General features: G+C 41.9%; 9 protein-coding genes and 1 tRNA gene. 2 read left to right on the top strand and 8 right to left on the bottom strand.

What is annotated here, in order from left to right:
- The first annotated feature begins 247 nt into the window (after positions 1–247).
- Complete coding sequence (locus IM456_RS20875) at positions 248–376, top strand: hypothetical protein (RefSeq protein WP_287693416.1); 129 nt, start codon at positions 248–250, stop codon at positions 374–376.
- Positions 376–666, top strand: a complete 291-nt coding sequence (locus IM456_RS20870; RefSeq protein WP_253881090.1) for a putative toxin-antitoxin system toxin component, PIN family — start codon at positions 376–378, stop codon at positions 664–666. The genes IM456_RS20875 and IM456_RS20870 overlap by 1 nt, the downstream gene beginning before the upstream one ends.
- Positions 667–1,075: 409 nt before the next feature.
- Here IM456_RS20870 and IM456_RS20865 read toward each other — a convergent pair whose 3' ends face one another.
- The 8 genes from IM456_RS20865 to IM456_RS20830 form a co-directional block, all read right to left on the bottom strand.
- Complete coding sequence (locus IM456_RS20865; protein WP_287693421.1) at positions 1,076–2,998, bottom strand: S9 family peptidase; 1,923 nt, start codon at positions 2,996–2,998, stop codon at positions 1,076–1,078.
- 131 nt (positions 2,999–3,129) lie between these two features.
- Positions 3,130–3,203: transfer RNA gene (locus tag IM456_RS20860), tRNA-Pro, on the bottom strand.
- 367 nt (positions 3,204–3,570) lie between these two features.
- Positions 3,571–4,782 carry an FAD-dependent hydroxylase gene (locus IM456_RS20855; protein ID WP_287693424.1) on the bottom strand — a complete coding sequence of 404 codons (1,212 nt, stop codon included), beginning with the start codon at positions 4,780–4,782 and terminating at the stop codon, positions 3,571–3,573.
- Positions 4,783–5,426: 644 nt separating this feature from the next.
- Positions 5,427–6,560: a tetratricopeptide repeat protein gene (locus IM456_RS20850; protein ID WP_287693426.1), complete on the bottom strand. Its 1,134-nt coding sequence runs from the start codon at positions 6,558–6,560 to the stop codon at positions 5,427–5,429.
- Complete coding sequence (locus IM456_RS20845; protein WP_287693428.1) at positions 6,530–7,768, bottom strand: tetratricopeptide repeat protein; 1,239 nt, start codon at positions 7,766–7,768, stop codon at positions 6,530–6,532. Before IM456_RS20845 ends, IM456_RS20850 begins: the two co-directional genes overlap by 31 nt.
- Before the next feature lie 30 nt (positions 7,769–7,798).
- On the bottom strand, positions 7,799–7,960 hold the full coding sequence (locus IM456_RS20840; protein ID WP_253881092.1) for a type II toxin-antitoxin system PemK/MazF family toxin: 162 nt from the start codon (positions 7,958–7,960) through the stop codon (positions 7,799–7,801).
- Complete coding sequence (locus IM456_RS20835) at positions 7,941–8,150, bottom strand: DUF2281 domain-containing protein (RefSeq protein WP_002789196.1); 210 nt, start codon at positions 8,148–8,150, stop codon at positions 7,941–7,943. The genes IM456_RS20840 and IM456_RS20835 overlap by 20 nt, the downstream gene beginning before the upstream one ends.
- Before the next feature lie 153 nt (positions 8,151–8,303).
- Positions 8,304–10,250 (bottom strand): CHAT domain-containing protein (locus IM456_RS20830; protein ID WP_287712804.1); only part of this gene is annotated, 1,947 nt, incomplete at its 5' end.

The raw sequence follows: 10,250 nt of genomic DNA, 5'->3' as shown, positions 1-10,250 counted from the left end.
GTCTGCTGAAAAAGTTTGTTGGTGGGGGCAGGGTGTGGGGTGTAGGGTGTAGGGTGTGGGGTTTTACCGATTTTGAGGGGGTCAATTACCTAATTTTCAGGGAAAAAGTACCTGAATTTTACCCCCGATCCCTCCAATGGTTGGCACTTTTTGAGGTCAAAAAAGTCTAAAAGCCTTATCCAACAAGGTTTTTAGATTTATTCAGCAAACCCTATTTAGATTCCTAATCCACCGTCAGTGGGGGAATATGGAAGCTATAAACGATTACGGACCCCAACAGGCAAAAATCGTCGCGGCAGAACGCCGCTATGATTGGGATACTATGACGGAAGAGGAAAAAGAAGAATTTATCGATGAAATCGTTCACGAGAAGTAGTGATTTATACTGTTGTCTTCGATACAAATATTCTCATATCTGCTGCGCTTTCTAAAGGCGGTAGCCCGAATAGTTGTTTTTCCCTAGCCCAAAGCAAACTGATTCGATCGGTCACTTGTCCAGAGATTTTACGGGAATTATCTGAAAAACTTCTACTAAAAATCAAATTTCCTGAAGAACGAGTTAGAAAATACATTGAGGAAATTTGTGATGCTTCTAGCATTGTTTCTATAGGTGGAACACTTAGAGCCGTTGCCGACGATCGCGATGACGATATGATCATAGAGTGAGCGATCATTGGCAATGCTACCCATATTATCACGGGAGACAAACATCTTCTCTCACTGGTTGAATATCAAAATATTCAGATCGTCAAGGCAAAAGATTTTCTAGATTTCTTAACTCGAAATAATAACCATCAATTATGAACTTTACTCCTTAAATAGAGACTCCTCCCAGGCCCAAAAGCCAGCCAAGCACCACAAGCAGGGCCTGCTGAACAATGGTAAAACCCTTTTAAAATAAGGCTTTTGACCTGTTAAAATCCGATGTTAGTGCTGCGAAAATAGGATTAAGACCTTCAAAAACCTGGCATTATCCTTCTTTTAGTACATAAACTGGTACAAAAAAGAGGGCAACAAAGCCTGAAACGACCGGCTACTGACTCCTGACCCCACCAATACACTTTTTCAGCAAACCCTACTTAATTTCTACGGGTTCTAAATTATCAGCAGGAGTAAAACCAAAGAGACGGGAATAAAAATAAAATTCTGCATCTAATGCTCGTTTTATCGATTCAGCTTGACGAAATCCGTGTTGTTCTCCCGCAAAGGGAACGTAAGCGACGGGTAAACCTTTCGCTTTTAAAGCTTCTACCATCATTTCCGCTTGATTGGGTGGAACCACTCGGTCTTCTAAACCTTGGAAAAAGATTACCGGACAGGATAACTGAGCGGTAAAATGAATAGGCGATCGCTGATAGTAAATTTCCTTTTCTTGAGGATAAAGTCCCACCAATTTATCTAAATATCTCGACTCGAATTTATGGGTATCGTTGGCTAAAACCTCTAAATCACTAACTCCGTAATAACTAGCTCCTGCTTTAAAAGTATCATGAAAAGTTAAGGCCGCTAAAGTTGTATAACCACCGGCGCTGCCTCCGGAAATTGCCAATCTTTCCCCATCGACTAATCCCTGATTAACCAAATATTTTGCCCCGTTGATGCAGTCTTCCACATCGACAATTCCCCAATTTCCCTGCAAACGCTGACGATATTGACGACCATAACCCGTACTACCGCCATAATTGACATCTAGATAGCCAAAACCGCGACTGGTCCAGTATTGCACCCGCAGACTTAAACTAGAGTTCGCCGCAGCCGTCGGTCCACCGTGACTTTTGACTAAAAGGGGCGGTAATTCGCCATTGGGGGCGGTATAATCGGGGTTTTTGGGCGGATAATACCAAGCATAGGCCGTTAGTCCCTGACTGGTGGGAAAAGCGAGCATTTCCGGAATCGAGAAATAATCGCTAGAAATAGTTAAATTACTGGAAGATTTGAGAATTTCTCTCGTTCCTGTGGCTAAATCCATTGAGACAACCGCCGTTACTTCCCTGAAAGAACCGCCGATAAAAACTATTTTGTTCTCCCTAACTTGTAGGGAAGAAATGTTAGTATCAGCAGTGATAATTTCTTGAAATTCTCGATTAAGAGTATCGATACTCCCTAAATGCCAACGACCATCTTTTGTATAGCTACAAATAATCTTTGATTCCCGGTCAAAACCGTAGTTAGATAAACCAAAAACCCAATGAGGATAGGCAAATTCAGCATCAATTGGTTCGATAACTGGTTCGATTTGTTCATCGTGGTTAAAGCAATAAAAGTTCCAGAAATTATTGCGATCGCTAGTAAAATATAACTGTTCATCGGCGGACCAGCGCGGTTCACACACTGACTCATTTTCACCACCAGCAACAACCCGAATATTAGTCAAATAAAGATTATTAATATCCGCCACCCAGAGAAAAGAACTATCCCAGGGCATATTAGGATGATTCCAACTAATCCAAGCTAATCGAGAACCATCGGCACTTAAGCGAGGAGAGGTATAAAAATCATCGCCAGATACTAAAGTTTTTATTTCTCCCGTATCCACATCGATGCTGACAATACTATTAACTGGTTCCCGATCTTTTTGGCTATGATCTTCACAAATACAGATTAAACGATTGCGAAATTCATCGAGAATTAAATCCGCATAACGACAGGAATTTTCTGGTGTTAGAGGTTGGGGTAAACTATCAGCAGTTTGGCGATAAATTCTTTGGTCAGCAAAATTACAAAAATAGATAGTTCCGGCAACAATTAGACAGGAACCTCCCCCGTATTCATGGACACGAGTTCGCACATTAAAAGGCCCTGGAGTGATGTCTGTAGTTGTGCCGTCGGGGTTTAATTTAACTAAAACATTTCGCCCCTTTTCCTGTGGTCTGCCTTCTAACCAATAAATATCTTCTCCGTCTAGAGTTACACCGCCAAGACTAATCGATGCTGCCACAATTAGATCGGAGGTAATCGGTGATTTCCAGGAACCGTAAGCTGATATTTGATTAGACATTTTCTACTACAGCAGTGATCCTAATGGTGAACTAACTTGATCAGAAACGCTGATCAATTAAGAAAATTTCGAGTAAACAGGACAAGGTAGAGATTGGGTGCATCCCTACCTAACTCTCTGTTTTCCTGCAATCGGAGCGGCGGGATTCGAACCCACGACCCCTACTACCCCAAAGTAGTGCGCTACCAAGCTGCGCTACGCCCCGATATTGAACCTTAACCATCATAGCGATAATCGCCGCATTTTGCAAGCTTTTTTTTTCTTCCTTTCTCCCCCATCCCCGGAATTAGCGGCCAGCTATCTAGCTAGGGTTTGCTGAAAAAGTTGTTCGTGGGGACAGGGTGTGGGGTGTGGGGTGTGGGGTGTGGGGTGTAGGGTGTAGAGTTTTACCAGTTTTGAGGACGTTCGGCGAAGCTCAGTCGAGTGGACGGTGAGCTTGTCGAACCGCCGTGGCCAATTACCTAATTTTCAGGGAAAAAGTGCCTAAATTTCCCCCCGATCACTCCCATATCTGGTACTTTTTGATTGACAAAAAGTCTAAAGGTCTTAGCCAATAAGGTTTTTAGATTTATTCAGCAAGTCCTAGCTAATTGGGGAATACGTCCTTTTAGTCCCGTCATTAATTGCAGGGCAAACAATTTCAACGGGGGGAAACCGCGCATAATTGCCAATCCGAGACGACGGATGACAACGATAGGCGGCCAGTTATTGGAGAACAGGCGATCTAGAAAATCCGTGAAGCCTAAAATCGCTAAATTCTCCGATCTACGCCATTTTTCGTAGGATTTTAGGGTAGAAAGCGCTCCTATATCCCCTTGCTTTTCCACTGCTTCCTTTAATACCTGCGCTAAAGCGGCTGCGTCGCGAATGCCTAAATTTAAACCTTGACCACCGACGGGATGACAACAGTGAGCGGCATCACCAATTAAAGCCAGTCGGGGTTTAACATAGGTATCACTCTGCATTAACTGTACGGGAAAGAGAGCGCGGGGGCTAACTAATGCTATTTTTCCCAGTAATCCCCCCGTATATGCTTCTAATTTGTCGATAAATTCCGCTTCGGGCATTTCTTGCAGTTTTTTCGCTTCCCCATGGGGATTTGTCCAAACGATCTGACAGCGATTACCCTGGAGCGGTAAAATGCCCATGGGACCGGTGGGCCAAAATCTTTCAAAGGCGGTATCGTTGCGATCGAGTTGATGTTTAATGGTGAAAGCGACACAGGATTGCCAATATTTCCAACCTTTGGTTTTAATTTGCGCCCCTTGCCGGATAGCGGATCTGGCTCCATCAGCCCCGATAACTAATTTTGCGGTGATTTTTCGGGTTTGACCGGCTTCTTCCAGGGTGACAGTGGCTATTTCTCCTCCGTACTCCACTTCTAACACTTTAGCAGGGGATAACCACTCAATGCGATCGCAATCTTGGCTGGCCTTGTGCAGGGCCGTTAAAATCACTTGATGTTCGCCCACATAGCCTAAATAATCGGTTTTTAGCTCATCGACCACAAAGGGGACAAAAATCGGGTAATCGGCATCAGAAAGGCGAATATGACGAAATTTACCGATACTGGGCGAGATTTTATCCCAGATACCCAAGCCTGTAAAAATCCGGCTGGACATCAAGGAGAGGGCATAAGCTTGACGACGGGAGGCGGCCACCTCTAGGGGACGTTCCTCGATCATAGCGATATTTAATCCTGTATTTTTTAAAGCCACCGCTAGGGTGGTTCCGACTATACCGCCCCCGACAATGATTAAATCGTAGCTGTCCCGTCTTAACATATAAATATTTTTCTCAAAGATAATCAGTGACTACAATGATCTATTCTGACACGATTTTCGGGGTTGCTGTCGGGTTTGATTGTCTTCACCCCACCTAGCCATTGATCGACTTGAAAGGGTTTTGTCCGTGGTTGAGAGTTTCGGGTTATCGCTCTTCCTGAACTTCTGGAAGGGCGATAACAAGCTGCTAAGTAGCTGGTTATAATTAAATTAAAAATGGATTTTAGGTTCGATCCCCCCTGCCCCCCTTGATAAGGGGGGTGCCGATCCCCCCTGCCCCCCTTAATAAGCTATCCCTTATAGGGATCTTTCTTAACAATTTTTGCAGTAAGCACTCCAACCCTTATCCTGACTTGATTTCAGTTTTTTCTTTGTCAGTAAGGGTGTCAACAAGGAATATTACAAATTGTTAACCGAGTCTTGAAAGCCTTGTGCTACAAAGGTTTGAAATGTTAAGAAAGATGTGACTAAAGGATAGCTTAATAAGGGGGGCATCTGATAATTTTTAACGCCTACCTACTTACAAGCTCTGTTAGCTGATGCTCCTGGGGTGCCAGTCTTCTTGGATACCCCGACTTGGGGCAACAACCCGAGAAGTTGGCCCAAGACAAAACCCGCAACAGCTAGACTACTCTTTTTTTAACTTAAGGCAAGCTTTCTATTAATTGAATCACAAAGTTAGCCCTTGCAGAATCGCCTAAAGCTAGATAACCTTCTCTGGCTTTACTATACCAAATCTTGGCTTGATTATTATCTCCTAAAGCGGCATAAACTTCTCCTAACCCAAATTGAGCCAAGGTTTTTTCTTCTAATTGTTCTGGTATCTGAGCTAATTCTATCGCTTTAAGATAATGATTGGTAGCTAGATTAGCCAGGCCAATTTGCCAGTACAAATCAGCTAAGTTTCTCTCGATGATGGCTGAATTTTGACCCTGTTTGATGGTAGTTTCTAGAATAGCAATTGCTTCACTGGTAAGATGATAAGTTGCTAGGGATTGGGAAGATAAAACATAGTTATTAAAAGTTGAAGTTGGTAGGGTATAAGTTCCATAAAAATCGGCTAATATTAATGCTTTAGTTTGCTTATTTATATTTAATTGTTCTATTTTATTAACTTCGGCCTGTATAGTTGCAACTTCTGAGGAATGTAACCTGATGAATTCTATTTTAGAAGCTTTATCTTGCTCGGAAGACTGTCCCCCATCGGTTTGAATTGTCACAGAATAAGGAATACCGGGCCGAAAAACTGGTGTTCCGGGATAGGAAATTTGGGTTTGAGAAACTTGCTTTTCCCAGATAATCCCCTGTGAATCCATAACTTTTATTGTGTAATATCTCGTTTGGGAAACTTCATTCCAGCGCAAAATGGGGGTATCTGTTAGTATCAGGGTGTGACGGGGTGAAATGAGATAGGGAATGAGTGCATTTGTTCCCCCTAAAGAACCCGGGGGTGGGGGATTTTTGGCTTTTAACGCTTCCCAGATGGGGCAAATTGTCTTTAGTCCAGAGGGTACACCTGAACTAACTGGGCGTTGTTGTAAATCGGGACATAATACTGTCACCCTAACACCCTGAAGAGGAAAAATTTGATCGCCTTTGTTTAATTCTGTATTAATAGAAACGGGTTTAAATTCAGTCCAATTTTGTCTTTTTAGCTTGACGATACCAGTTGTTGATTCAATTCTAGCAGGCAAGGCTATCCCTTTAGCACTTTCTAAAAATAGGGTCAGCATTCCTGTGCTTAATCCTAATAGGATGAGTTGGGTTTTGGTGAGCATTTTTGTTTCTCCCGGTTTGCTAGACATTGTTGTGCTTGTATTCTCCAGCTATCTTCGTCAGGATTTAAGCTGTTAGCGTATTGATTACAGGTTTCCCATTCTTTTAAGGCCTCTGTTTGGTTATTTTGGGCTTCTCTTACCTGCGCTAGTAAACAATGAGGGGCAGCACTATTTTTATCTAATTTAATCGCTTCTGATAAAGCTGTTTCTGCCCCTGGAATATCTCCTTGTTTTAGCCTTGCCCAACCTAAATTTTTCCAGATAGCAAATTGGGTTTCTTGATCTAATTTTGGCCCAGATTGGGCTTTAAGTAAAAGGTGAACAGCAGCAGGATAGTTTTTATGGAGAATATGTAATCGAGCTAGATTATTAATAGCGGTAGTTATTTCTCCTCCTTGTATAGCTAGTATATATTCTTTTCTAGCTAAATCAAAATCCTGTAATTCTTCGTAGAGTAATCCTAAGTTAAAATGTGCCTCAGCGTCATCTGGATTTAAAGACAAGGCTCGTTGATAATCTTCTTCTGCACTGCTCAAATCTCCCTTTTTATAATGACTCCAACCCCAATGATTATACCAGGTGGCTACAGTTGGTAAAGAGAGTCTTAATCCCCAAATACTCAGAATTAATAAAAAAGATAAACCAGCGCCAATTTCCTGCCAGTATTGTTCTTGAATCCCAAAGCGTGTCAGTAAGTTTTTTCCAGTTTCTTGTCCAGTTTTAGTTAAGATTCCTCCTGCGGCAAGTAAGGTTAATATACTTTGAAAACTGACTAAAACACCTCCCAAAATATCGCTTCCCCCTGAAAGAAACCGAGAGCCAATTTCACCAATTAATCCTAAAGAAATTGTCAAGAAAGTAACAGAAGCTCCATTTGCCAATAAATCGTATTTATGCCAAGGAGAATCAATTTTAGGGACTTCAAGTAGCCACCACCAATTTTTAGTATCGGGATTAAAATCGGGACGTAATTTGGCGATTGTTGGGGCGATTGTGGCTTGTTTTTTCCTAAGAATGTTGTCTAATTCTTGGAGAATATTTAGGATATTATCAGTAATTAAATAGGTTTCTGTTAGCTTAGTTTGAATGCGATCGCGGGCTAGTAAAATATTAAGAATTTCGGCTTCTGTTGGTGTAGGATGCTCTTGGAGAATGGCGATCAAATCTTGATAAGTTTTTAGGTCTTGTTCTAGAGATGAATTAGACATAGGCTTAGAATACTTAAAATAGTGATTTTCTTAAAGTAAACCTAGAATTGTTCTTAACGCTGTTTCTAAATTAGCTCGATCAATTTGTATGATGATTACAGGTCTAATTCCTGACTGTTCTGTGCTAATGACGGGGTTGAGGTCGCACAAAACCACATCACCACGAATAACGCTACCATTTGATTTCGCCACGAGCTAATTTTTCCTCATAATCTTCTAGATTTGACAAATAATCTGAAAAATCAGATTCTGCGATTTCTACGAAATCAGAAAACTGCTGATTGTACTTTAAGGTAAGGAAATCAATAAAGTCATTCACTTCTTCAACTAATGACTCTGGAAGTTGACGAATTTTGGCAATTGTAATATCTTGGACTGTCATGATTGAGAATTGTTCTTGAGAGTGGGGTACTAAAGCGCAACTACAAACTGATCATAGCATTTTTGAGCAGGATTTTAAAGATTTATCTGATAACTAACAACTAACAACTAACAACTGATAACTGATAACTGATAACTGATAACTGATAACTGATTATAATCCATTGCCAATGAGAATAAAAGGCGCCCAGTAACGGGGATGGCTGAGGCGATTTGCTACGTCCGATGGCACTCCTTCAATAGGTTCTATTCTAATACTACCACGCCGCTGCTCATTGGTTGGGTTATTACTGGTAATCAAGGCAATTTGTGCCTGTTGTAATGCCGCTGCTTTACTCAATTTACCTGTCCTCAAAGCAGCATAAAAAGCATTCATCAAAGCTTGTGTACCGCCATCATCAACACTCCATAAAGAGGCAATAACTGCCCTTGCGCCTGCGGTTTGTAGTCGATATCCTAACCCTAAAATTTCGATTCCTGTGCCGTAATTACCCCCTAAACCTGTCTCGCAAGCACTCAAAACAATTAAATCAATATTTTTAAACCGCCAGTTTTTCATTGTTTGTAGAGTCACAACTGTCCCATCTCCAAAAAGAACAAAAGACTGTTCTGGAGTTCCCACCACAAAGGCTGCATGGGTGGCAAAATGGACGACAGTATAGCTATCCAGTAGGGGAATAATTGTTTGATTGAAGTCTTTATCGAAGTATTTAGTAGTAGGAGAAACGGTCTGTGCTAATTTATCTACCTCTATACCCGCAAAAGGCAACCCATTAAATTTGAAGTCTTGTCCTTCATGTCGAAACTGATAGCTGCCCTTGACAAAAGCCGCCGCTAAAATTTGCATTTTCGGTTCGGGTTTGGTATTAAAATCAGTCAGAGATGCTGCCGTGATATTATTAACCAGGTAGCGTTCAATTAACCACTGTTTGCCGTCGTATAAAGCCGCCAGAGGAATGTAGCGCAGTTGTCCGTCAGGAGCATAAATAATCGTTTTTGCATCGGCAGTTTTTAGGTTATTTTCTAGGGGTTTAATCAGCCATTCATAAAGCTGTTGGGCTGGCTTTTTGGCATCCAGACTAGGATTTTGTAAGGCTTCCCGGAAAGCGCGAATAGTTTCGTTTAGTTCTTTTTTGCTGACTTTTACGGTGTGGCGGACGGGAGTAGAATCAGCAGTGGTGAGGATGATTTCTAAGCGGTCATCAAAGATAATTGGGTAGATAAGGACGGCATTTTGTTGGAGTTTTTTGAGATTATCAGATAAGCCAATTAAATTGTCTAAATTATTCAGGAGATCGGCGGAACGGGTTTGGGGTTTGAGTTGGTTAATTAAGGCTAAAACTTCTGGACTTTCGATAAATTTATTAAACTCAGCGACAATTTGTTCCTGTTGTTTCCAGAGTTGGAGGAGGCGTTGTTCTTCTGAGGGAGTTAGTTTGCCGTTGAGTTTTTGTCGTTCTTGCAGTCGGCTGATTTCTTGGCCAATTTCTACTGCTTTATTAACAATTGCCTCAATTCCCTCGTCTATTTTTTGTTCTGGCGGTAGTTTGGGAACTCCCTGTTCTGTATTTGTGTTACCGCGCACTCCCCGCAAATAATCGTCTAATTCCTGTACTTTCAACAAATCTAACACCCGTTGCGCTTCCAGAATGCGGTCTTGTTGCAGCAGCAAGTCAGCTAAACGGCGGTAAGTATTGGCAACAGTTTCGGTGTAGGTTTGTTGCAATTCTTTGGGGAGTCCTTTAATATCGCCTCTGAGAGTTTCATAGACGTTAACCGATTGTTTGTAGAAGATAATCCCTAGTTGGGGTTGGTTTTGTTGTTGCAGTAAGTAACCAATATTGTCTAAGGTTACTGCTTCCCCCCCGCGATCTCCCACCGCCCGCCTTAAGGGTAATGCCTGTTGGTAATAGTCTAATGCCTTCTGTTTCTCCCCTAAATCATCATAGACAAGACCAATATTATTGAGAGTAGTGGCTTCCCCCCCGCGATCTCCCACCGCCCGCCTTAAGGGTAATGCCTGTTGGTAATAGTCTAATGCCTTCTGTTTCTCCCCTAAATCATCATAGACAAGACCAATATTATTGAGAGTAGTGGCTTC

The sequence above is a fragment of the Microcystis sp. M079S1 genome (assembly GCF_020246425.1).
GTDB lineage: Bacteria > Cyanobacteriota > Cyanobacteriia > Cyanobacteriales > Microcystaceae > Microcystis > Microcystis aeruginosa.
The sequence above is the reverse complement of the archived record's forward strand: the minus strand, read 5'-3'. Positions and strand labels throughout refer to the sequence as shown.